The organism is Streptomyces sp. NBC_00654 (genome assembly GCF_026341775.1).
Classification (GTDB): Bacteria; Actinomycetota; Actinomycetes; order Streptomycetales; family Streptomycetaceae; genus Streptomyces.
On sequence record NZ_JAPEOB010000001.1, the window covers coordinates 3,902,343 to 3,923,413 of the forward strand.

The following is a 21,071-nucleotide window of genomic DNA, read 5'->3' on the forward strand; positions in this document are numbered from 1 at the left end:
AGCACGCTGGAACGGTCCTCATGATCGCGCCGGGTGCAACCCGACAGGACACCCCTCAGGGTGGTGCTGATCTGATCTGGCCGCAGGATGGCCGAAGAATAGCCTTGGGCCGGACATCCCTGCACATTCTCATGCAGTTTGCCGTTCCTGCCACAGCGTCATCCGTTGTGGATCGTATGGAGCAATCTGCACCAGGAAGCATGGAAGTGGTCAACAAGGCTGTCGCCACACTGGTGGAAGCGGGAGCTCTCTGCGAGCGCGAGGTCCTGCACCCGACGCCTTCGGGACGTGGCTCCGGCCTCTTCGGCACACCCGTGGTGAAGATCGACGACGCGATGAACGGAACCGACGATTTTGTCGTCATCGGGGCACCCTATGACCACGGTGTCACCTATCGTCCTGGCGCTCGCTTCGGACCTGAAGTACTGCGTCGCGTGAGCACCACCGTGTATCAGGCCGAAGCCGGCCGCGGCGGAGTGTATGACGTCGAGACGGACAGCCGATTGCTTGCCGGAGTTGGCATAGCCGACGTCGGGGATGTGTCGGCAGCGCCTGGAGGGCTGGGGGAGGACCTGCTGGAGGGCCTCGAGGAGATTGTCGCATTGACGGCACACAGCAAGAAGGTGCCTGTCGTGCTGGGTGGCGACCACTCCATAACACTCCGGGTGGTGGACGGTCTGACCCGCCATCATCAGAGACTCGGGTTGCTCCATTTCGATGCGCATCACGACTTCGGAAAGATGCGCACAGGTCGGCGTGTCGGAATGCATCACGGCAATTTCCTCGACTGGGTCGTAGGGAATCAGGCCGTGGAATGTGTGGCTCAGTTCGGCATCCGCCAGCTCACTCGGAATATTCCGCAGGAGTCGGAAAAGGTGCAGCGGTGGCCTGGTCTCACCGCGGTGGCGGAAGATCCGGCCGACATAGTCCGTCACCTGCCCAGCGACCTGGTCTGGCACCTGACGTTTGACGTGGATGTGCTCGACCCGTCAGTGATGCCCTCCACCGGAACCGTACTGCCGGGCGGCTACACCTATCGTCAGGCCGAGACGGTCGTCAGCGCACTTTGTGACGCCTTGCCCATCGTTGGCGTTGACTTCGTGGAGTATCTCCCCGGAGCTGACGAAGCGCCTGGCGTCACCACGTCCGCGCTTCTCCTGCGGACCTTGCATCATATAGCCGCCGCACGGAAGAGGCCGCTGTGACAAGCGTTCAGATATTGACACCGGAGATCCTGCCGGACTTTACGGAAGCGCTGAAGCGGAACAGCAGCGACGGAATCGACGGCATCGACCATATGCGGATGTCGCGGGTGACCCGGGCAATGGAGGATTCTTCTGCCGCATTCATTCGGGTCGATGGCGAGTTCGTCGGGTATGTGGCCAACCTGCACGACAGGGCAAACGGATTCGAACTCGTCGAGTGTTTCGGCGAGATCCTGCGTCCGTGGCGTCGCCAAGGTTTTGGTGGGCAACTCATCGACTGGGCAATCCGGCAAGCCGCAGCAAGAAGCCACTCGAGCATGCTGGAAATTGTGATTGACGCTGTCGCGGAAGATGGCGGACTGAGCTCGCTGCTAAAGTCTCGAAGGTTCAGTTCCTCGCACTTCACGCAGATCTCGGCAAAGGTCGTCCGGCGTGACGTCGCACGGCTGCGACCGTTCGAGATCCGCACGATACGTGCGGAAGACGCCTCTTCTATCGAGGACCTGTCCAAGCGCATTTCGAAGACGGAGCCGCTTGCGCGCGGCGGTGAAATCTCCATGCATTCCGCACTTCGCCACCCGTACCTGCGGAGGGATCACTGCCTCATCGCGTTCGGTCCCGGTGACGGCCCGGTCCTCGGGGCGGCTCTCACCATGGTCTGGCCGGACGACGCGAAAGATCTGTGGATAGAGACCCTCTGTGCGGAGCCGTCGGACGCCCAGTTGCTCCGACAGATGGTCGTGGAACTGCTGCGGCGAGCCGAGGGTCATTTCGAAACCGTAAGCATGGGGGCTTCTGATGTCGTACTGGGCGAGCTCACCGGCCTGGGTTTCGTTGAAGAATACACGTGGACCCGCAATTCGCTGTTGGTGATGGCGGGGTGACGCGGTGATGATATGAAATGGGGAGTGGTGTTTTCTGGGGCGCCGCAGGTTGGGTGACCGATTGCGGTGCCTCTTAGTGGAGCCAGTCCGTGTTGAGGGCGCCAGGGTTTCCCCGCCCAAGGAATCGCCGAATCCAGGAAGGTCGCCTAAATGATTATTCACGCATTCAAAGAACGCAGTGCGAAGATTCTTTCACTCCTTGACGGCGGTGGCGGCTTGTTTGAACCGAAGGGGGGTGATGGGGGCAATATTCTGTCGGGCGTCGCAGAGGGTGGGTTCGATACCCTCGATTTCACCGGAATGTCTGGCGACATTCAGAATGAAATAATGTCCGCTCTCGATGAAACGCTACTGCCCGGACCGCCCGCTCGGATCGTGGTCCGTAGGTACGGTCGAGGCTCCTGTGCGCCACCGCACAAGTTTCGCGAGGAGTTGCCGAGCAGTTCCGAGCCTGGCGGCTGGACGGTTCTGTGTGCACTTCAGGACTCGGAGGTCGACGCGATCACCTACTGGTCGGGAGAGAAGTTTTGTCGGCATTTTGACCGTGCCGGCAGTGGGCTTTACCTCGCGCAGGATTCTTGGTGCTGGACCAGTCCCGTACGAGGAGAGATGCGGTACACCCTAGCCATCGGAGGAGAGCAGCGATGGAAGAGCTGAAACTCATTCGCAACCTGGTGCGCAACAGTTCCGAGATCGTACGAATTGCGGAAATGTATCGAGATCTCTTCGAGGACTACCCGTCGAGTGCTGCGGTAGCGGCGCGGACACCGGATCGCGATCCATTCGACCCGTACCGGGACTCAGAATACGAGGATGACGATCGGTACCACGTATTGCAGGCCAACCACATGCCGGCCGACCTGCTGGAAGCAGTCATCCGAGGGATCGCTGACGCCGACTCCGACCTCAGCCGATTCTACGTTCAGATCAACCGTTACGATCGAGGTGACTACGTCCTGCCTCATCGGGACAAGGTTCAGCAGGGCTTGTACATGCTCACCAGTTCCGCTAGGGACGGGCTCATCGCGCAGAGTAGTGATGGGCGGATGAACTTCATTGATGATCAGGCCGGCACCTTGGTCCTGCACGACGCAGCAGCATGGCATTGGGTTGATCCGGTCCAGGACGGGCCTCGGTACACCTTGGTGACGATTCCTCCGCGGCCGCCACGCAAGAGCTCGTAGAGCCCGTCGCGCGATCATGTGCTGGCCTTCTTGCAACGTCTGAAGGCGGGACAGTCGTATAGCGGGGGCTCCGGGATGCGGCCGTTCCTCGTGGACGATCAGCCGCATTCCCCTCGGCCGGCCCTTCGAGGATGTCACCGGCCGCTTCGGCCACCCGCACGCCGTCCCGGTCGGAGCCGTAGGGCGCGGCCGCAGGTGTCCAGGCGGGGCGTGAAGGAGCAGGGCGGCCCGGTGGGGCGGAGTCGGTGGTGCTCAACCTGACCGAGTAGTAGGAGAGTCACCGCCTTCGCTGTGTGAGCCAGCCCGGGAACTGGTGAGTGCCGCCCGCAGAGTGACTGCGGATCAAGGTCTGCTGTCCGCAGAGGAGCTGCTCGGGTAACCGGGCCAACGCCGGTCGAGCGACTGTCACGTGGTCGGTGGTGGTACTGCTGCCCGCGTTGCCCGGCCGCAGCGGGCCCGAGCCCGCCGCACCGCGCCCAGTACCCCAGAAGCGGCTGCGACGAGCACGCCGACCAGAGGGGAGACGTCGGGTCCGGAGCGGCCGAGCCGAACACATCGGGCGCGGCCCGCAGTACCGCGATGCGCCTGCTGGAAGCCCTGCGGACGCGCATCGATCCCAGGCGCTCGGGCGAGGCGATGCGCGTCCTCGGGCGCGGATGACCGACAGCGGCCAGGACGCGGCTCTGCACGTGCGCCGCGGTGTCCTGGAAGCTGCCGACGGCATCCCCGCCGACGCGGACCTGGTCATCGAGGTGGCCGAGCCGGTGGTGATGGCGATGACCTTCCGGGACCTTTCCGGCGCCTGATCGCGGCCTGGTGGCGAGCCGGAAGGCCGTAAGCACCGGCCCCATCGGACTGATCGGGCAAGGGGATCCGCACCCCCATTCCCATCCACTTGCTCCACCAGGTATCTTGCATCGCATGGAACCCAGTGATTCGGCCAGGCAGGCCCGGGCAGCCGCCCAGCTGCGCAAGGGCGTCCTGGAGTATTGCGTACTCGCCCTGATGCGGGACCGCCCCCGCTACGGCGTGGAACTCCTCCACGCCTTGGAGGACTCCGGTGCCCTGGCCACCAGCCAGGGCACGGTCTACCCGCTGCTCTCCCGGCTCCGCCGCGACGATCTGGTCACCACCACCTGGCAGGAGTCCGCCTCCGGCCCGCCCCGTCGCTACTACGCGCTCACCGACAGCGGCCGGGCCGCGCTCGACGAGTTCACCCGTGTCTGGCCCGGCTTCCGCGACGCTGTCGACGGCTTCCTGACCACCCCCCACCCTGCCACCGGAGACCCCGCATGAAGACCTCTGCCGACCTTGTCCACGACTACCTCTCCGCCGTCGAGCGCGAGGCCTCCGCGCTCCCGGCCGACCGTCGCCAGGAACTCCTCGCCGACCTCGCCGAACACATCGAGGTGACGCGCGCCGAACGCTCCGATGCCGCGATCGGCGAGGTCCTGGCGGAGCTGGGGGACCCCCGCACGATCGCGGCGACGGCGCTGGCCGAGGCGGGGAACGGAGCCTCCGGGGCCCCGGACCGGAGCGGTGTCGGCGCATCCGCCCGTCGCGGCAAGGTGCACCCCCTGGTTCCGCTCCTGATGCTCACCCTCTCGCTGCCCTTCATGATGATCTTCCCCGATCTCCCCGGGCCGCTGTTCGGGGTCCTGCTGCGCATCACTGGCGCGGTACTTCTCTGCACCTCGGTGCACTGGGCCGCCGTCCAGAAGACCACCGGCGTACTGCTTGCCGCCGTCCTTCCGAGTGTCGTCATCGCCACCTGGAACCTGTCCAGCGGTGGCCCGGTGGGCGAGGCCCCGGCGCTCCTGGCCAACGTGGCGATGCTCGCCCTGCTGGCCGGCACGGCAACATGGCTCTGGCGGGTCCGCCGCGTCTGAGATGCGCCGCGACCGCTCCGTCACGGGTGACTTCCGGGGCTAAGGGATACCGGCACCGGCGAAATCCTCGGCCCAGGACGGCTCATGCCGGACTGCCGACGAATCTCCGGCTCAGGTCACTGAAGGCTGTCCCGTCATCCCCGGCGGGCGCGCGACGACAGCTACGGCACCTTGCCGCGTTGCCGGAACATCCGCGTACATTCCGTAGGCGAACGCGCCTACGCCGCGCGACGCACCGCATCCGACGCCGCGCGCTGATCCGCCAGGATCACGGGACAGTGTTCGCCTTGAGTCTCCAGCGACTGGAGACAGCAGGGTGAGGGACATGGACGTTACGACCCTCTACTCGATCGGGGAGCTTTCCCGGCGGACCGGCCTGTCGGTGCGGACCATCCGGTTCTACTCCGATTCGGGGGTGGTGGCGCCGACCACCCGAAGCCCCGCCGGCTACCGTTTCTACGACCTCGACGCACTGCACCGTCTGGAACTCCTGCGCACACTGCGGGAGCTGGGCGTGGACCTGGCCACCGTCCGGCGGGTGCTGGACCGCGAGCTCTCGGTGGCGGAAGTCGCCGCGGCGCGGGCCGACGCGCTGGACATCCAGATCCGGGTACTGCAACTGCGCCGGACCGTTCTGCGAGTCGTGGCCGGACGCGGGGCCGATCCCGAGGAGACCCAGCTCATGCACCGGCTCGCGCAGCTCTCCGGCGAAGAACGCCAATCCCTGATCGACACCTTCATCGACGCCACCTTCACCCCTGCGGACGCCGACCCGGCCCCGGCGGCCATGGTGCGCGCCGCCACTCCCGAACTCCCCGACGATCCCTCCGGCGACCAGGTCGCCGCATGGGTGGAACTCGCCGAACTCGTCGGCGACGAGGACTTCCGGGCCCGGCTGCGCCGGACGGCAGCGTTCCGGGCCGGTGGGCGCACGCTCGACATCGAGAGGAAGGCCGGCGAGGAGCTGATGGCGTTCACCCGCCGGAAGGTGGCCGAGGCCATGGAGTCGGGCATCGACCCGCTCGGCGACCGCGGCGCGTCCGTCGTCGACGGCCTTGTGCACCGCTTCGCCGCGGCTTTCGCGCGCACGCCCGACACGGAATTCAGGAACTGGATGGCCCAGCAGTTCGAGGAAGCGCACGATCCCGGGGTGGACCGGTACTGGCGGCTGGTCTGGATCATCAATGGCTGGGAAGTGGTACCGAACCTGATCCCGATGTATCCCTGGCTCATCCAGGCTCTGCGGAACGACCGCGCCGCATAGCCACCGAGGTGGAGGCCTGGGGACATGGCGCGAGGGTGTCCCGTCTCGGTAGGTGATAACCGAATGGGACACCCTCGCGGCGGTGCTGTACGTCAGGATCGCCGTGGTGCGTGGTGCGTGGTGCGTGGTGCGTGGTCCTTGGCCTGTGCGCCGGCGAGGGCGCTCAGGACTTGGGCGAGAAGCGCAGCCGGGTGGCGGCCAGCGCGCCGAGGGCCAGCAGGACGACGGACACCCACAGGCCGGACAGGTGGTTGCCGGTGGCGTCCTCGGCGTACCCCATGATGTAGGGGCCGACGAATCCGCCGGTGATTCCGATGGTGTTGAGCAGTGCCAGTCCGCCCGCGAGGGTCTTGCCGGCGAGCCGGGTGGCGGGGAAGTTGAACAGCAGGGGCTGGACGACGAAGAACGCCAGGCCGGTGAAGCAGAAGCCGAGCAGGGCGATCACGGGACCGGTGACCGCGGCGACGATCAGGCCGGTGAACATCATCAGCAGACCGGCCACCACGAAGTTGCGGGAGCGCCGGGGAGTGGTCGCACGGGACGGGACCAGTACGGCGCCCACGGCCGCCGTGATCCAGGGGAGTCCGGTCAGCAGGCCGATGGTGAAGGGCGAGAGATCGCCCCAACTGCCGATGATGCCGGGCAGGAAGTAGACGACGGAGTACAGAGCGACCTGGTGCGTCCAGTTGGCGAAGATGGCCAGCAGCATCTGCCGGTCGCGCAGGACCGTGAGCAGGGATCCGGAGGTGTTGCCGGCCGCTGCCGCGCCCTCGGCCTGCTCCCGGGTGACCGCGTCCTGCACCATGCGGGCCTCCTCGGCGCTCAGCCACGATGCCTGGGACGGACCGTCGGGCAGCAGCCGGAAGATGATGAATGCCAGGAACACGCAGGGGATTCCCTCGATGACGAACATCCACTGCCAGCCGTGCCAGCCGCCCATCCCGTCCATCTCCATCAGCAGCCCGCCCAGCGGGTTGCCGACGACGCTGGCGATGGAGGCGCCGAGCAGGAGCAGTCCGATGGCCTTGCCGCGGGTCTCGGAGCGGAACCAGTACGTGAAGTAGAGCAGGATGCCGGGCAGCAGCCCCGCCTCGGCCGCGCCGAGCAGCAGCCGCATGGCGTAGAAGGACTTCTCGCCCTGCACGAAGGCCATGCAGGCGGAGATGACGCCCCAGGTCAGCATGATCCGGGTGATCCACCAGCGGGCCCCGACCCGGTACATGATCAGGTTGCTGGGGATCTCGGAGAGCGCGTAGGTGAGGAAGAACAGCCCCGCGCCCAGCCCGTAGGCCGCGGCGGAGATGCCGAGGTCGACCTCCAGACGTTCCTTGGCCAGACCGATGTTGGTCCGGTCCAGGAACGACATGATGTAGGCGGCCAGCAGCAGCGGCATCAGCCGCCGCATATTGCGGTGGTCCAGCTCGCCGAGCGCATCGCGCGGGGTTGGGGGTGGTGTGACCGCACGCGGGGTGCGGGAACCGCGGATCAAAGACATCGGTGTCCTCATGGAGTGCTCTGGCAGCCGTCGGACGCGGGCTGCGGCCGAGGGGGAGGGGCCGGGCGGCGGACGGCGGTGACGCCGCGGGCCGCCCGGCCGGGGTGGGTTCAGACGACGAGCCGGACCGGGTTCTCCACGGCCTCGGTGAATACCGCGAGCCATCGTGCGGCCACGGCTCCGTCCACCGGGCGGTGGTCCACGGACAGGACCACGCCGAGGACCTTGGCAGCGGTGACCGCGCCGTCGCGGACCATCGCCTCGTCGCGTGCGGCACCGATGGCCAGAATCGCGGCCTGCGGCGGGTTGATGATGGCGGCGAACTCCTCGACCCCGTACATGCCGAGGTTCGAGACGGTGATCGAGCCGCCTTCGAGATCGGCGGGATGGAGCGACCCGGAGCGCGCCTGCTCCGCGTAGGCGCGGGTCCGCGTGGCGATCGCCGACACCGACAGGTCCCCGATGTCACGGAGCACCGGGGTCACGAGGCCCTTGCCGGTGGCGATGGCGACCGAGACATCGACGGTGCCGAACCTGCGGACGGCCTCCGGCCGCCAGATCGCGTTCATCTCGGGCACCTGGAGGTGCGCCGTGGCGACGGCCTTGATCAGCAGATCGTTGACCGAGACCTTGACGGGGCTGACGGCGTTGAGCCGCTGCCGCAGGGCCAGCAGCTCGTCCACGGCACAGGTCGCCCGCAGGTAGAAGTGCGGGGTGTGCTGCTTGCTCTCGGTCAGGCGCCTGGCGATGGCCCGGCGCATGCGGCTGTGCGGGATGTCCTCGTGGTCACCGGAATCCGGGGTGCCACCGGCATCATCGGTGACGTCGGGTGCGGCGGTCGGCTGCGGCGCGGGTGCGTCCGGCAGGGGGGCCGGGGGCTCCACCGCTGCCGGTGCCCGGCGAGCGGTGACCGCGGCCTCGACATCACGCCGGACGACGCGGCCGCCGGGACCCGTGCCGGTGAGCAGCTCGATGTCCAGCCCGGCCTCCCGGGCCAGTCTGCGGGCCAGGGGACTGCTGAAGACGCGCCCGCCGCGATCCGGCCCGCCGCCCGACGGTGCGGCGGAGGAGGGCGTGGACGCCACCGTGGATGCCAGGGACACCTGGGACGTAGGGGACGTAGGGGATGCAGGGGACACCTGGGACGCGGGGGACACCTGACGTTCCGTGACCGCGTCCTCCGGCACGTCCCTGCGTACCGCCTGCCGGGCCTCGCCGGGCCCCGTAACGCTGACGCCCAGCTCCGCCAGCAGCGCGCCGAGGTCACCGGGCTGCTCCCCGGCGGCGCCGAGTACGGCTATCGGGTCCCCGACCTCGACCTCCGTACCGGCCTCGTGGAGCGTCTTGAGCAGCACGCCGTCACGTTCGGCGGCGACATCGACCTCTGCCTTGTCCGTCTCGATGGAGACCAGCGCGTCGTCCTTCGTGAACGAGGCGCCCTCCGCCACCTGCCAGGCGGACAGCACCGCCGTTGCCGCGTCGGCGGCCACAGCGGGCATTCGGAACAGTTCTGCCATGATCAACCCTCCTGGGTGTTCTGCCGTACGGGGAGGGTCAGTTCCCGGTGACCCGCTGGAGCGCGGCCACGACCTCTTCGGTCCGTGCGATGGCCGCCCGCTCCAGCACCTTGCTGATGCTCGGCGAGGACTCACCGGCCTGGACGCGCTGGACCGGCTGGTCGAGCCAGTCGAAGTAGCGGCGCTGGATCTCGTCGGCCAGCCAGCCGCCGTAGGAGGTGCCGACGGGGCCCTGCTCGGCGATGAGCACGTTGTTGGTCTTGCGGATGCTCTCGCCGAGGGTGTCCCAGTCGAGACTGGCGCGGTCCAGCCAGCGCAGATCGATGACCTCGGCATCCAGCCCCAGCTGCTCGACGGCGTCCAGGACGTAGCCGGTCATCGCGAGGTAGGAGACGACGGTGATCCGCGATCCGGTGCGGCGCACGGCGGCCCTGCCCACGGGCAGGCAGTAGTCGAAGTCGTCGACCGGCCCCGGGCCGACCGCGTTGTACAGGTCGGTGTGTTCCAGGACGACAACCGGGTCCTTGCAGGTCAGCGCGCTGTTCATCAGGCCCACGTAGTCGAAGGGCGTCGACGGGGCGACGATGCGCCAGCCGGGGGCCGTGGCGAGGATTCCCGCCGGGTCCATCGAGTGCTGGGAGCCGTAGCCGGTGCCCATGGCGACCTTGCTGCGCAGGACGAGCGGGACGCCGGATCCCTGACCGTCGCCTCCGAACATGTGCCGCGCCTTGCCGATCTGGTTGAAGATCTGGTCGGCCGCGACCCACATGAAGTCGGCGTACATGAACTCCACCACCGGCTTGAACCGGCCGTCGAGCGCGATGCCACCGGCCAGCCCGGCGAAGGCGTTCTCACTGATGGGCGTGCCCAGGACCCGGTCGGGGTGGGCTTCGGCCAGCCCCTTGGTCGCACCGTTGGTACCGCCCTTGAGGCGGTGCACGTCCTCGCCCATGACGACGACCGATGAGTCCTGCGCCATGCGGCGGCTCATCACCTCGGCCACCACGTCGATGAACTTCCGCTGCTCCAGCCGTCCCTGGAAGGCGTCCGGCCCGGCGCCTGGGGAGGTGTCGGCGAAGCGCACGCCTTCGAACTCGCTGAGGTCGCCCCGTACGCCGACGTCGCGGAAGGACGGGTCGGGCCATTCGGCGGGCCTGATGCGGCGGGTTCCCGGCTTGCCCTCGGGGTCGGGTTCCAGCAGTTCGTCGCCGATGGCGGCCATGACGGACTTGGCGCGGTCGGTGCACTCCTCGATCTCGCCGACGCTCAGGATGCCGTTCTCGACGAGCTGCCGGGAGACGAGGGCCAGCGGGTCGCGGGCCCGCCACTCCTTCTCCTCGTCCTTGGTGCGGTAGCCGAAGGCGCTGCCGGGGAACGGGCCGTTCTGGTGGAAGTAGCGGTAGACCTCGGCCTCGACGATGGTCGGGCCATGGCCGGCCCGCATGTGGTCCACGGCCTCGCTCATGGCGAGGTACACGGACAGCGGGTCCATTCCGTCCACGCGCCAGCTGGGGATGTTGAAGCCCAGGCCGCGCGCCGACAGCCGGGGTTCGGCCGTCGCCTCGTCCACGTGGGTGGAGACGGCGTACTTGTTGTTCTCGATGAAGAAGCAGACCGGCAGCTTCCAGGCCGCGGCGAGGTTCATCGTCTCCAGTACGGAGCCGATGTTGACCGCGCCGTCGCCGAAGTAGCTGACCGAGACGGCATCGGTGCCGGCCTGCCGCGCCGACCAGGCGAACCCGGCCGCCTGCGGTACGCCGCCGCCGACGATCGCGTTGGTACCCATGGCCCCGGCCTCGCGCCACTGCAGATGCATGGATCCGCCCCGGCCCCGGCAGAACCCCTTGGCCAGGCCGCAGATCTCGGCCAGGCTGCGCGACAGGACGGTGCGCACCGCGTCGTCGACGGGCCGGCGCAGGTCGATGCCGCCGGGCGCGACGTACCCCAGCGCCTTGGCCAGGAACTGGTGGTGCCCGCGGTGCGAGCCGCCGACGAAGTCGGCGCCGGTCAGCGGGAGCACGGAGCCGACGGCGCCGCCCTCCTGGCCGATGCTGGAGTGGGCCGGGCCGTGGACCAGCCCCTGGCCCGCGAGGTCGAGGACGTACTCCTCGAACGTCCGGATCAGCAGGGTCTGGGTGAACATCGAGGTCAGCAGCCGCGGGTCCGCGCCGTGCCAGTCCTTCTTGGTCGCCGTCACCTCGGTCCACGGTGAGGCGGGGGCCAGTTTCCGGTGTGTGGGCATGAGCACTCTCCTGTGTGATTCGGTGAGCACTGTCGCAGTCAATGGATCCATAGCCAATACCTCGTTATCGGAACGTTACGTTCAGATTTCGGGAATGTCCATTGACTATGGCACCTATGGCGGCGCACTGTGGGAGCCATGGCGGACGAATGGATCCATTCCAAAGGTGATCGGGAGCGTGGACTTCCCGGGCTGGCCGGTGTCGAGCACATCGGCTTCACGGTTCCCGATCTCGAGGAGGCCACCCGGTTCTTCGTCGAGGTGATCGGCTGCGAGCACGTCTACTCGCTCGGGCCGTTCCGCTCCGAGGGCACCTGGATGAGCGACCACCTCGGCGTTCACCCGCGCGCCGTCATGCGCGAGCTGCGCTTCTTCCGCTGCGCCGGCGGCCCGAACTTCGAGATCTTCGAGTACGAGGCCCCCGGGCAGGAGACCCGCCCCCCGCGCAACAGCGACGTCGGCGGCCACCACCTCGCCTTCTACGTCACCGACCTCGACGCCGCCGTCGCGCATCTGCGGAGGCACGGCGTACGGATCCTGGGCGGACCCACGGCCAGTTCGGGTCCCAGCGAGGGACAGCGGTGGGTCTACTTCCTCGCTCCCTGGGGGATGCAGCTGGAACTGGTCTCCTACCCGGGCGGCAAGCGGTACGAGGACGGGGCACCGGTGCTGCTGTGGCAGCCTTCCGTCTGAACACGCCGCCGCGACACCGCACCAGGGAGAGTCATGTCACGCAAGCCGCCCGTCGGATCCGGTACCCCCGGAGCCGGCACATCCGCTTCCAGTACCCCGGGTCCCAGTGCCGCCGTCGCCAGCCAGCGCGTCGCGGACCATCTGCGGGCCGCCATCCTGAGCGGTGAACTGCGCCCCGGCGCACGGATCATGCAGGAGCAGGTCGCCGCGCAGCTCGGCGCGAGCCGGCTCCCGGTGCGCGAGGCCCTGCGGATACTGGCGGCCGAGGGCCTGACCGTCGTGAAGTCCAACAGCGGCGCCTGGGTCTCCAGGATGGACATGGCGGAGTGCGAGGGCGTCTACAAGATCCGCGAACGGCTGGAACCGCTCGCCCTGATCGAGAGCGTCCCGAACCTGACCGCCGGACAGGTCGCCGAACTGGAGACGATCGCACGGCAGATCGAGCTCACCACCGACGTGGACCGCTTCCTGGACCTCGACCGCCGTCTGCATCTGCTCACCTACGCCGGATGCCGGGTCGACCAGATCAACGCCATGGTCGACCGGTTCTGGAACACCACACAGCACTACCGGCGTGCCTTCGCCCGGCTCGCGGGCGACAGCGGCTGGGAGCTGATCCACGCCGAACACCGCCTGATCATCGAGGCGATCAAGCGAGCCGACACCGTTGACGCCGAACGCTTTCTCACCGGCCACATCCGCCGCACGCGGCTGGAGCTGACCCAACACCCAGAACTGTTCAACGAGGATGACCATGACACCGACGACACAGCAGACGCAGCAGGCCCCGCGGACTGACACCCGCCCCTTCGAGGGCCGGACCCTTCTCCTGTCGGGCGCGGGCGGCGGCATCGCCCGCGAGGTGGCCCGGCAGTTCCACGCAGCCGGTGCCCATCTGGTGCTCGGCGATCTGAACGCCGCCGCCCTGGAGGAATTCGCCGCGACGCTCGACCCCACCGGCAGGACCGTGATCACCCGTAGCCTGGACGCGGCCTCGCCGGAGAGCAACAACGCGTTCGTCGCCGCAGCGGTCGAGACGTTCGGCTCGGTCGACTTCCTCGTACCCGCCGCCGGGATCTACCCGGAACAGGCCGTCGCCGACATGACCGACGAACAGTGGAACACGGTGATCTCGGTCAACCTCAACGGTGTCTTCTACCTCACCCGCGCCGTTCTGCCCCACCTCAACGAGGGCGGCAGCATCGTCAATCTGACATCCATGGCCGGTCACCGGGGCAGTGTCCGGCACGCGCACTACGCGGCGACCAAGGGCGCGCTGCTCGCCTTCTCCCGCAGCCTCGCCTGGGAACTCGGTTCCAGGGCCCGGATCAACATGGTCTCGCCGGGAATCATCGAGACCCCCATGACCCGCGACTACGTCGCCTCCCGCGGTGACACCGCGCTCTCCACCACCCCCCTCGGCCGTCTGGGCAGGCCGGAGGAAGTGGCCTCCGTCGTCACCTTCCTCTGCTCGCCCGCGGCGAGCTTCGTGCAGGGCGAGGTCATCCACGTCAACGGCGGCATGCACATGATCTGACCGTGTGGGAACGGCGGCGAGCAAGCGGTGGAGAGAGCGGGAGCGGAAGAGAACATGACGACGCGAGCAGCGGTCTACCCCGACCTGGACGGCGGGTCCGTGTGCGTCACAGGTGCCGCACGCGGCCTGGGGCTGGCCATGGCCGAGGCCTTCGTGCGAGCCGGCTGCCATGTGCTGCTGCTCGACATCGACGGCGCGGAACTGGACCGGGTACGGCCCGTACTGGCGGCGCGCCGGCCGGACCGGGTGATCAGGACGGCCACGGCTCCGGTGAGCGACGAGGACGCCGTGACCGCGGCGCTCGCCGATTTCACCGGCCGTACGGGAGAACTGTCCGTCATGGTCGGCAACGCCGGGGTGTCGGCCAACGCCCCCTCCCTCGACCTCGGGCTCGACCGCTGGAACACCGCGCTCGACGTCAACCTCACCGGCGTCTTCGTCTGCGCGCGCGCCGCCGCACGCGTCATGCGCGAGGGCGACGGAGGCGTCATCCTCACCACCTCGTCGATGTACGGGGTGACCGCCGGGCCCGAGCGCGCCGCGTACTGCGCGACCAAGGCCGCCGTCGCCGCCCTCACCAAGGTCCTGGCAGTGGAATGGGCCCCGCACAACATCCGGGTCAACGCGCTGGCGCCCGGGTATGTCGAGACCGACCTGCTGGCCGGGCTTTCGGCCACCGGGCGGCTGGACACGGAGGTGCTGCGCCGCCGTACCCCGCGCGGCCGCCTCGGCAGCCCGGAGGACATCGCGCACCTCGCCCTCTTCCTGTCCTCCGCGGTGTCCGCGAACATCACGGGCCAGGTGATGGTCAGCGACGGCGGCTGGACGGCGGACGGGTACGCGGTCACACGGTGACGCCGGGCTGACGGGCGCGGTACCCGGTCACCCGGCCGCCCCGCGCGCCGCCCGGCCATGGCCGCAGAGCTCCGCCGTACGGCTTCCGCGGGGGTCAGGCCAGCGACGCGGCGTGGGCCGGGTCGATGGCGTACTGGAGCGGCAGGCCCCCGGTGAAGCGGCGGAGCTCGTCGAGCACGAGTTCGCCGAGACGGTGGCGTTCGGGGCCCAGCGCACCGCCGAGGTGGGGTGTCAGGACCACGTTGGGCAGGGTGAACAGCGGGGAGTCCTCGACCGGTGGCTCCGGGTGGGTGACATCGAGTACGGCGGTCAGGTCGGTCCGCGCACGCAGGACCTCCGCCGCCGCGTGCTCGTCGATGAGCGCACCACGCGCGGTGTTGATCAGCGTCGCACCCGGCCCCAGGGAGTTCAGCAGCCGCGTCCCGATCATGCCCCGGGTCTCGGGCAGCAGTGGTGCGTGGAGACTGACGACATGGCAGGTGGCGAAGAGTTCTTCCACGCCGACGAGCCGGACCCCTGCCCGCCGCGCGGTGTCCGGGGAGGCGACGGGGTCCGCCGCGAGGACCTCGATGTCGAATCGGGCGAGGTGGGAGGCGACGAGCCGGCCGATGTGCCCGAGCCCCAGCAGGCCCACGCGTGACCGGTAGGCCCCCGGGACCTGAGGGTTGTGCGGGAAGCGACGGCTGCTCGCCACCTCACGGGTGATGCGGTGCACCTGCTTCAGCCCGAGAAGAACCTGGGCCAGCGTGAACTCCGCCACCGGGACGGCGTTGGCCGCGGCGGCGGAGACGATCGGGATCCCGCGTGACCAGAACGCGGGCGTGGTCAGGTGCCGCACCGATCCCGCCGCGACGAGGACGGCCCGCAGCCGGGGTGCCCGGGACAGGAGCGCGGCGTCGAGGACGGGCGCGCCCCAGCCCGTGAGCAGGATGTCGACCCCGCGCAGCGCGTCGGGGTCCTCGGCGAGCTGCTGCCGGGTGAGGGCCGGCGCCTGCCGCTCCACGAGCCGGTCGATTCCGGCCAGAACCTCGCGGGGATAGACGTCCGCCCTGCGTTCTTGCTCCATGACCAACAGTGCTGTCGGTCGGGCTGCCGGCTCGTTCATGCGGGTTGCGCTCCTCAGCACCTCGACTGGCGATCCGTCAGGGGCCCGTACTGCCCGTGTCTGGTGGGGCGTGTGGGGAATTGTCTGACCGGATGTCGCGGATTGGTGTGGCTTGTTCGGCGCCTCGATCGACGCAACGTGCAGCACGATACATCGGATGACTGGAAAAGCCCCTAGGTGAGGCTGAGTTACCTTGTCGGTGCTGCCCCGGTCGCCGTCGCGGGCATGTGCGATGTCACGAAGCGCGGCGTTCCGTGCCTCTGAGTGGCTGGTCTGCCGTTCCGTCAGGCGACATCTGGGGGTCGGCATTCCTCTTGTGGAGGCTCTGGGGCGTAAGGGGTCGTGGAGGGGGGTTGCCTGCCGGGGCTCCGGCGAGCCATCGCAAAATTTTTGTATTCATCGGACTATTGACCACGGATTCGGACCCCATTAGCGTCCCCAGCAAGCGCTTTCCAGGCCAGCTGTGATGCGGCGAAACAGGAGTTGTCATGCAGAGATCGCACTGGATCGGTGCGGGGTTCCTTGCCTCGGCGCTGGTCCTCACCAGCTGTACATCAGGGCCTGCGGGAGTGGACGCCAAGCAGAACTCCAAGGCACCGCTCGAACTGTGGACCAGGACGACACCGGGCGGACCGGGGGAGAAGGGCACCCTGAAGCTCGCCGCCGCCTTCCAGAAGGCCACGGGCTTCAAGGTGAAGGTCACAGCGATCTTCGACGACTTCGAGACGAAGCTGCAGCAGCGGGCCGCGCAGAAGAACCTTCCCGACATCGTCATGAACGATGTGACACAGCTCGGAGCCATGCACAGTCAGGGCCTGCTCCGGGAGATCGACCTGGACCGGATCAAGAGCGCCGATCAGCTCATCGGCCAGGGGCTGGACTCCGGCAAGAGCGTCGACGGCAAGCAGTTCGGCCTGCCGTACTCGGCGCAGGCGTCCGCGCTGCTGATCCGCAAGGACTGGCGCGAGAAACTGAAGCTGGAGGTCCCGCAGAGCTGGGACGACTTCTCCGCGATGGCCTCCGCCTTCACCACCGAGGACCCGGACGGTGACGGCAAGAAGAACACCTTCGGCCTCGCGGCCCCCCTCTCCACCAAGCGCGGCTACGCCTCCTGGTACTTCTCCAACTTCCTCTGGGCGGCGGGCGGAGACTTCATCACCGAGTCGGGCAACGGCACGTACAAGCCCGCGATGACCACGAAGGCATCGCTGGAGGCAGTGCGGTGGTTCCGTGATCTGGGCTGCGAGAACAAGGTCATCCAGCCCGGTGCCGTGACCATGGAGACTCCGCCCACGAACGAGACGTTCGAGGCGGGCCGGACCGGCATGTTCGTCGTCGGCCCGTATCTGCTGCCCCGCTTCGACGAGACGCTCGGCAAGGACAAGTACGAGGTCGTGCCGATGCCCAAGGGGCCCAAGGACGCGACCGTGCTCGCCGAGGGTGCCTCCGTCTATCTGATGGCCGGCTCCGAGAACCGGGCGGGCCAGGACGCCTTCGCCGACTTCGCCGTCTCCGCGGAGGGACAGAAGATCGGGATGCAGGGCGACACCGGCTTTACCGTGCAACTGCCCGTCAACAAGACCGTGGACATCTCCGAGGTCCGCCCCGACCCCCGCTGGAACACCTATGCGGAGGCCTACCGGGACTCCGGCCGGTACGCGCCGTCCATCCCCAACTGGACCCCGGTACGGCAGACGACGGCGGAGACCGTGAACGCGCTGATGGCCGACTGCGATCTGGACACCGAGGCCAAGCTGGGCGAACTCGACAAGCAGCTCGCCGACATCCTCAAGGAGCAGGGAATCGCCGCGTCATGAGTCTTGACCAGGCGGATCCGGCCGCCCCCGCGGCGGCCGGCCCAGCCGCCCCGAAATCGGGCGGGCAGGCCGGAGGGGGCGCCGCCGGCCGCCGCCGGAGCAACCGCCGGGCGGGCCGGTGGTGGACACCGTGGCTGTTCCTGGCCCCGGCACTGCTCCTCTTCCTGTACTTCAAGTTCATCCCCATGGCCAACGCGCTGACCATGTCCTTCCAGGACGTCCAGCCCTACCTCGGGAGCAGCTGGGTCGGCACCGAGAACTACTCCACGGTGCTCCACTCCGAAGGCTTCCGCGAGGCCGCGTGGCACACCGTCGTCCTCGCCGCCGGTCAGACGGCCGGCTCGATGGCGCTGGGCCTCGCGCTCGCGCTGCTGATGGAAGGGCAGGGCCGCCGGCTGGGATTCATCCGCTCCGCGGCGTTCCTGCCGGTCGTGGTACCGATCGCCGTCGTCGCCGAACTGTGGCGGATCATGTACCACCCGACCGAGGACGGCATGCTCAACGGCATCCTCGGCCTGGTGGGATTCGGCCCCTCGGGATTCATCAACGACCCCGACACATCGATGGCCTCCATCATGGTCACCGGTATCTGGCGGGGCGCCCCCTACGACATGATGATCTTCCTCGCCGGGCTGACGAGTGTGGACCGCGGTCTGTACGAGGCCGCCAAGGTCGACGGCGCCTCCAGAACGCAGCGGGTGTGGCATGTGACCGTGCCCGGACTGCGGTCGGTGTTCTCGATCCTGTTCATCCTCGCCGCGATCCGCGGACTGCGCGTGTTCACCGAGGTGTTCCTGCTCACCAACGGCGGACCCGACGGCTCCACCGAAGTCGTGATGACCCTGATCTACAAGCTCGGGCTGGAGCAGAACCGACTCGGTGTCGGCGCGGCGGGAGCCGTTCTGCTGTTCCTCGCGACGCTGATCCTGACAATCGTCGTCCATCTGTTGCGACGGAGGGAGAGCAAGTGAACGCGCCGACCGAGACCGCGCTGGGCCTGACCGAGAGCAGGAGTCCGGGCGGGCGGATCCTGAAGGCCGTCACCTACCTGCTGGTCCTGATCGTCTTCGCCGGGCCCCTGCTGGCTCTGCTGGTCAGTGCCTTCAGCCAGGTCAAGGACCCGACCCAGCTGAGCGTCATCCCCTCGGGCACCACCCTGGAGAACTTCAGGATCGCCTTCGACCAGGGCGTGCTCGGCTATCTGCTGAACTCGTTCTTCGTCGTCGGCTTCGGACTGCTGCTCCAGGTGGCGGTCTCCGTCCTGGCCGGCTACGCGCTGGCCAGGAAGGTCTTCCCCGGGATGACGCTGGCGCTCGTCGCCATCCTGGCGACCCTGATGCTGCCCGAGGAGATCCTGGCGCTGCCGCTCTCCCTGATCCTCGCCGACCTGCCGGTGGTCCACTTCAACCTCATCGGCACCCTGGCCGGAATGATCGTTCCCCTGGGCGCCTGGGGATTCTCCATCCTGGTGATGACCGAGTTCATGAAGGACGTACCGAGGGAACTCGAAGAGGCCGCCCGGATCGACGGCGCGGGAGACCTGCGCATCTTCGCCCAGATCATCATGCCGATGTGCAAGCCCGCGCTCGGGGTCATCGGAGTCTTCGGGTTCACCATGATCTGGGACCAGTATCTGCTGCCCCTCCTCGTCTCCACCGACTCCTCCTCGTACACGCTGCCGCTGGCGCTGCGCACCCTGCGGATCGATCCCGCCGTCACCCCCGGAGTGGTGATGGCAGCCTCCCTGCTGGCGCTGCTGCCCTCGGTGGTCGTGTTCCTGTTCTTCCAGCGTTCCTTCGTGCACGGTCTGACGTCCGGCGCCCTGAAGGGCTGACCCGGCAGTCGGTCCGGCAGCTTCCGAACACCTCCCGCGCCCACCACGGCCCGGCCCCCGCACGCACAACCAGCCTGTCCGGTCCCGCCGCCCGGAGCGCCGACCGCGCCCCGGACAGCGGGACCGGACGCCGATGACAAGGAGCGATGCCCCATGACCCCGAGCGCTGACACCCCATCGGCGGACCCGCACGCGCCCGCCGCCGTCCAGGCGCCCGCACCGGCACCGGACACCGCCTGGTTCACCGCGGACCGGTTCGGCATGTTCATCCACTGGGGCCTGTACTCCCTCGCCGCCCGGCACGAGTGGGTCAAGAACCAGGAGAAGCTGACCGACGAGCAGTACCAGGTCTACTTCGACCACTTCGACCCCGACCGCTACGACCCCGCCCAGTGGGCCAGGGCGGCGAAGGCGGCGGGGATGCGCTACGTCGTCCTGACCGCCAAGCACCACGACGGCTTCTGCCTGTGGGACAGCGCCCTCACCGACTACAAGGTCACCAACACCCCGCACGGCCGCGACCTCGTCGGGCCGTTCGTCGAGGCCTGCCGCGCCGAAGGGCTCAAGGTCGGCCTCTACTACTCCCTGATCGACTGGCACCACCCCTCCTTCCCCGTGGACGGCACCCACCCGCAGCGCGACGACGAGGAGTTCAAGGCCGCCAACGCCGGCCGGGACATCCGCGAGTACCAGCGCTATCTGCACGGCCAGGTCCGGGAACTGCTGACGTCGTTCGGACGCGTCGACTACCTGTTCTTCGACTTCTCGTACGCGGGCCGCACCTGGTGGGGCGGCAAGGGCCCCGACGACTGGGATTCCCCCAGGCTCCTGGAGACCGTCCGCGAACTCCAGCCGCACATCCTCGTCAACGACCGGACCGGCCTTCCCGGCGACTTCGTCACGCCCGAGCAGTACCAGCCCTCCGGTCCCATGACCAAGGACGGGCAGCCCGTGCTGTGGGAGGCCTGCCAGACGCTCAACGGAAGCTGGGGATACGACCGCGACAACCTCGACCACAAGAGCGCCGACCTGCTGATCCGGATGCTCGTCGACGGGGTGTCCAAGGGCGGCAACCTGCTGCTCAACGTCGGCCCGACCGGGCGCGGCGACCTCGAACCGCGTGCCGTCGCCGTCCTCGGGGAGATCGGCCGCTGGATGGACCTGCACGAGCGGTCGGTCCGCGGCTGCGGCCCGTCCCCGTACCCGGCCCCCTCCGAGTGCCGGTACACCCAGCGGGGCAACCGGCTCTACGTCCACCTGTTCGCCTGGCCGCTGCGCCATCTGCACCTGCCGGGACTCGCCGGCCGGGTCCGCTACGCCCAGCTGCTCAACGACGCCTCCGAGATCACCCGGATCCACATCGACCCGGACCGGCCCGCGCTCAACACCGAGATGGGTGGGCAGCCCGCAGGGACGCTCACCCTCCAGCTCCCCGTACAGCGCCCCGACACCCCTGTGCCCGTGATCGAGCTGTACCTGGACGCTCCGGCCGACCGGGCCGACGGCTGAGACGGCCGGCTCCCCTCTTTCCACCACCACACTCTCGGAGG

20 protein-coding genes are annotated in these 21,071 nt (G+C 68.4%); 16 read left to right on the plus strand and 4 right to left on the minus strand.

Annotation, left to right across the window (positions count from 1 at the left end; all coding sequences use genetic code 11):
• Nucleotides 1–20: 20 nt before the first annotated feature.
• The 8 genes from OHA98_RS16745 to OHA98_RS16780 all read left to right on the plus strand — a co-directional run bounded on the left by OHA98_RS16745 (nucleotide 21) and on the right by OHA98_RS16780 (nucleotide 6,426).
• On the plus strand, nucleotides 21–1,205 hold the full coding sequence (locus tag OHA98_RS16745) for an arginase family protein (protein WP_266926594.1): 1,185 nt from the start codon (nucleotides 21–23) through the stop codon (nucleotides 1,203–1,205).
• Nucleotides 1,202–2,089 carry a GNAT family N-acetyltransferase gene (locus OHA98_RS16750; protein ID WP_266926596.1) on the plus strand — a complete coding sequence of 296 codons (888 nt, stop codon included), beginning with the start codon at nucleotides 1,202–1,204 and terminating at the stop codon, nucleotides 2,087–2,089. Before OHA98_RS16745 ends, OHA98_RS16750 begins: the two co-directional genes overlap by 4 nt.
• A 150-nt stretch (nucleotides 2,090–2,239) precedes the next feature.
• Nucleotides 2,240–2,746: a hypothetical protein gene (locus OHA98_RS16755; protein WP_266926598.1), complete on the plus strand. Its 507-nt coding sequence runs from the start codon at nucleotides 2,240–2,242 to the stop codon at nucleotides 2,744–2,746.
• Nucleotides 2,734–3,273 (plus strand): 2OG-Fe(II) oxygenase, encoded by a 540-nt coding sequence (locus OHA98_RS16760; protein ID WP_266926600.1) that lies wholly within the window; start codon nucleotides 2,734–2,736, stop codon nucleotides 3,271–3,273. Before OHA98_RS16755 ends, OHA98_RS16760 begins: the two co-directional genes overlap by 13 nt.
• Before the next feature lie 656 nt (nucleotides 3,274–3,929).
• The gene (locus tag OHA98_RS16765; RefSeq protein ID WP_266926601.1) at nucleotides 3,930–4,079 is read left to right on the plus strand and encodes a hypothetical protein; all 150 of its coding nucleotides are present in this window, start codon (nucleotides 3,930–3,932) and stop codon (nucleotides 4,077–4,079) included.
• A 115-nt stretch (nucleotides 4,080–4,194) separates the two neighbouring features.
• Complete coding sequence (locus tag OHA98_RS16770; RefSeq protein ID WP_266926603.1) at nucleotides 4,195–4,569, plus strand: PadR family transcriptional regulator; 375 nt, start codon at nucleotides 4,195–4,197, stop codon at nucleotides 4,567–4,569.
• Complete coding sequence (locus tag OHA98_RS16775) at nucleotides 4,566–5,162, plus strand: hypothetical protein (protein WP_266926605.1); 597 nt, start codon at nucleotides 4,566–4,568, stop codon at nucleotides 5,160–5,162. The genes OHA98_RS16770 and OHA98_RS16775 overlap by 4 nt, the downstream gene beginning before the upstream one ends.
• A 325-nt stretch (nucleotides 5,163–5,487) precedes the next feature.
• Nucleotides 5,488–6,426, plus strand: coding sequence for a MerR family transcriptional regulator (locus OHA98_RS16780; RefSeq protein ID WP_266926607.1), 939 nt, complete (start codon nucleotides 5,488–5,490; stop codon nucleotides 6,424–6,426).
• 163 nt (nucleotides 6,427–6,589) lie between these two features.
• Here OHA98_RS16780 and OHA98_RS16785 read toward each other — a convergent pair whose 3' ends face one another.
• The 3 genes from OHA98_RS16785 to OHA98_RS16795 all read right to left on the minus strand — a co-directional run bounded on the left by OHA98_RS16785 (nucleotide 6,590) and on the right by OHA98_RS16795 (nucleotide 11,680).
• Nucleotides 6,590–7,921: an MFS transporter gene (locus tag OHA98_RS16785; protein WP_266926609.1), complete on the minus strand. Its 1,332-nt coding sequence runs from the start codon at nucleotides 7,919–7,921 to the stop codon at nucleotides 6,590–6,592.
• Nucleotides 7,922–8,031: 110 nt separating this feature from the next.
• Entirely contained in the window at nucleotides 8,032–9,438 is a 1,407-nt protein-coding gene (locus OHA98_RS16790; protein ID WP_266926611.1) for a 2-oxo acid dehydrogenase subunit E2, read from the minus strand.
• Between the two features lie 37 nt (nucleotides 9,439–9,475).
• Nucleotides 9,476–11,680, minus strand: coding sequence for a thiamine pyrophosphate-dependent enzyme (locus tag OHA98_RS16795; RefSeq protein WP_266926612.1), 2,205 nt, complete (start codon nucleotides 11,678–11,680; stop codon nucleotides 9,476–9,478).
• Nucleotides 11,681–11,818: 138 nt separating this feature from the next.
• Here OHA98_RS16795 and OHA98_RS16800 point away from each other — a divergent pair, with 138 nt between their 5' ends.
• From OHA98_RS16800 to OHA98_RS16815, 4 genes are read left to right on the plus strand one after another with little or no spacing between them, the layout of a single operon-like run.
• Complete coding sequence (locus tag OHA98_RS16800) at nucleotides 11,819–12,373, plus strand: VOC family protein (protein WP_266926613.1); 555 nt, start codon at nucleotides 11,819–11,821, stop codon at nucleotides 12,371–12,373.
• Nucleotides 12,374–12,406: 33 nt separating this feature from the next.
• Nucleotides 12,407–13,171 (plus strand): GntR family transcriptional regulator, encoded by a 765-nt coding sequence (locus OHA98_RS16805; protein ID WP_266926615.1) that lies wholly within the window; start codon nucleotides 12,407–12,409, stop codon nucleotides 13,169–13,171.
• Nucleotides 13,128–13,910 carry an SDR family NAD(P)-dependent oxidoreductase gene (locus OHA98_RS16810; RefSeq protein ID WP_266926617.1) on the plus strand — a complete coding sequence of 261 codons (783 nt, stop codon included), beginning with the start codon at nucleotides 13,128–13,130 and terminating at the stop codon, nucleotides 13,908–13,910. The genes OHA98_RS16805 and OHA98_RS16810 overlap by 44 nt, the downstream gene beginning before the upstream one ends.
• 54 nt (nucleotides 13,911–13,964) lie before the next feature.
• Nucleotides 13,965–14,765: an SDR family NAD(P)-dependent oxidoreductase gene (locus OHA98_RS16815; RefSeq protein WP_266926619.1), complete on the plus strand. Its 801-nt coding sequence runs from the start codon at nucleotides 13,965–13,967 to the stop codon at nucleotides 14,763–14,765.
• A 94-nt stretch (nucleotides 14,766–14,859) separates the two neighbouring features.
• Here the strand turns inward: OHA98_RS16815 and OHA98_RS16820 are convergent, their stop codons facing one another.
• On the minus strand, nucleotides 14,860–15,870 hold the full coding sequence (locus OHA98_RS16820; protein ID WP_266926620.1) for a hydroxyacid dehydrogenase: 1,011 nt from the start codon (nucleotides 15,868–15,870) through the stop codon (nucleotides 14,860–14,862).
• Nucleotides 15,871–16,358: 488 nt separating this feature from the next.
• Here OHA98_RS16820 and OHA98_RS16825 point away from each other — a divergent pair, with 488 nt between their 5' ends.
• The 4 genes from OHA98_RS16825 (at nucleotide 16,359) to OHA98_RS16840 (ending at nucleotide 21,030) form a co-directional block, all read left to right on the plus strand.
• Nucleotides 16,359–17,687, plus strand: a complete 1,329-nt coding sequence (locus OHA98_RS16825) for a sugar ABC transporter substrate-binding protein (protein ID WP_266926622.1) — start codon at nucleotides 16,359–16,361, stop codon at nucleotides 17,685–17,687.
• Nucleotides 17,684–18,658: a carbohydrate ABC transporter permease gene (locus tag OHA98_RS16830; protein WP_266926624.1), complete on the plus strand. Its 975-nt coding sequence runs from the start codon at nucleotides 17,684–17,686 to the stop codon at nucleotides 18,656–18,658. The genes OHA98_RS16825 and OHA98_RS16830 overlap by 4 nt, the downstream gene beginning before the upstream one ends.
• Entirely contained in the window at nucleotides 18,655–19,521 is an 867-nt protein-coding gene (locus OHA98_RS16835) for a carbohydrate ABC transporter permease (protein ID WP_266926625.1), read from the plus strand. Before OHA98_RS16830 ends, OHA98_RS16835 begins: the two co-directional genes overlap by 4 nt.
• 153 nt (nucleotides 19,522–19,674) lie before the next feature.
• Nucleotides 19,675–21,030 carry an alpha-L-fucosidase gene (locus OHA98_RS16840; RefSeq protein ID WP_266926627.1) on the plus strand — a complete coding sequence of 452 codons (1,356 nt, stop codon included), beginning with the start codon at nucleotides 19,675–19,677 and terminating at the stop codon, nucleotides 21,028–21,030.
• Nucleotides 21,031–21,071 lie beyond the last annotated feature (41 nt).

Excerpts from the sequence above, each read along its gene's own strand:
- OHA98_RS16745 (WP_266926594.1), top strand. The coding sequence starts at position 21 with ATGATCGCGCCGGGTGCAACCCGACAGGACACCCCTCAGGGTGGTGCT.
- OHA98_RS16755 (WP_266926598.1), top strand. The coding sequence starts at position 2,240 with ATGATTATTCACGCATTCAAAGAACGCAGTGCGAAGATTCTTTCACTC.
- OHA98_RS16760 (WP_266926600.1), top strand. The coding sequence starts at position 2,734 with ATGGAAGAGCTGAAACTCATTCGCAACCTGGTGCGCAACAGTTCCGAG.
- OHA98_RS16765 (WP_266926601.1), top strand. The coding sequence starts at position 3,930 with ATGACCGACAGCGGCCAGGACGCGGCTCTGCACGTGCGCCGCGGTGTC.
- OHA98_RS16770 (WP_266926603.1), top strand. The coding sequence starts at position 4,195 with ATGGAACCCAGTGATTCGGCCAGGCAGGCCCGGGCAGCCGCCCAGCTG.
- OHA98_RS16775 (WP_266926605.1), top strand. The coding sequence starts at position 4,566 with ATGAAGACCTCTGCCGACCTTGTCCACGACTACCTCTCCGCCGTCGAG.
- OHA98_RS16780 (WP_266926607.1), top strand. The coding sequence starts at position 5,488 with ATGGACGTTACGACCCTCTACTCGATCGGGGAGCTTTCCCGGCGGACC.
- OHA98_RS16785 (WP_266926609.1), bottom strand. The coding sequence starts at position 7,921 with ATGTCTTTGATCCGCGGTTCCCGCACCCCGCGTGCGGTCACACCACCC.
- OHA98_RS16790 (WP_266926611.1), bottom strand. The coding sequence starts at position 9,438 with ATGGCAGAACTGTTCCGAATGCCCGCTGTGGCCGCCGACGCGGCAACG.
- OHA98_RS16795 (WP_266926612.1), bottom strand. The coding sequence starts at position 11,680 with ATGCCCACACACCGGAAACTGGCCCCCGCCTCACCGTGGACCGAGGTG.
- OHA98_RS16800 (WP_266926613.1), top strand. The coding sequence starts at position 11,819 with ATGGCGGACGAATGGATCCATTCCAAAGGTGATCGGGAGCGTGGACTT.
- OHA98_RS16805 (WP_266926615.1), top strand. The coding sequence starts at position 12,407 with ATGTCACGCAAGCCGCCCGTCGGATCCGGTACCCCCGGAGCCGGCACA.
- OHA98_RS16810 (WP_266926617.1), top strand. The coding sequence starts at position 13,128 with ATGACACCGACGACACAGCAGACGCAGCAGGCCCCGCGGACTGACACC.
- OHA98_RS16815 (WP_266926619.1), top strand. The coding sequence starts at position 13,965 with ATGACGACGCGAGCAGCGGTCTACCCCGACCTGGACGGCGGGTCCGTG.
- OHA98_RS16820 (WP_266926620.1), bottom strand. The coding sequence starts at position 15,870 with ATGAACGAGCCGGCAGCCCGACCGACAGCACTGTTGGTCATGGAGCAA.
- OHA98_RS16825 (WP_266926622.1), top strand. The coding sequence starts at position 16,359 with ATGCAGAGATCGCACTGGATCGGTGCGGGGTTCCTTGCCTCGGCGCTG.
- OHA98_RS16830 (WP_266926624.1), top strand. The coding sequence starts at position 17,684 with ATGAGTCTTGACCAGGCGGATCCGGCCGCCCCCGCGGCGGCCGGCCCA.
- OHA98_RS16840 (WP_266926627.1), top strand. The coding sequence starts at position 19,675 with ATGACCCCGAGCGCTGACACCCCATCGGCGGACCCGCACGCGCCCGCC.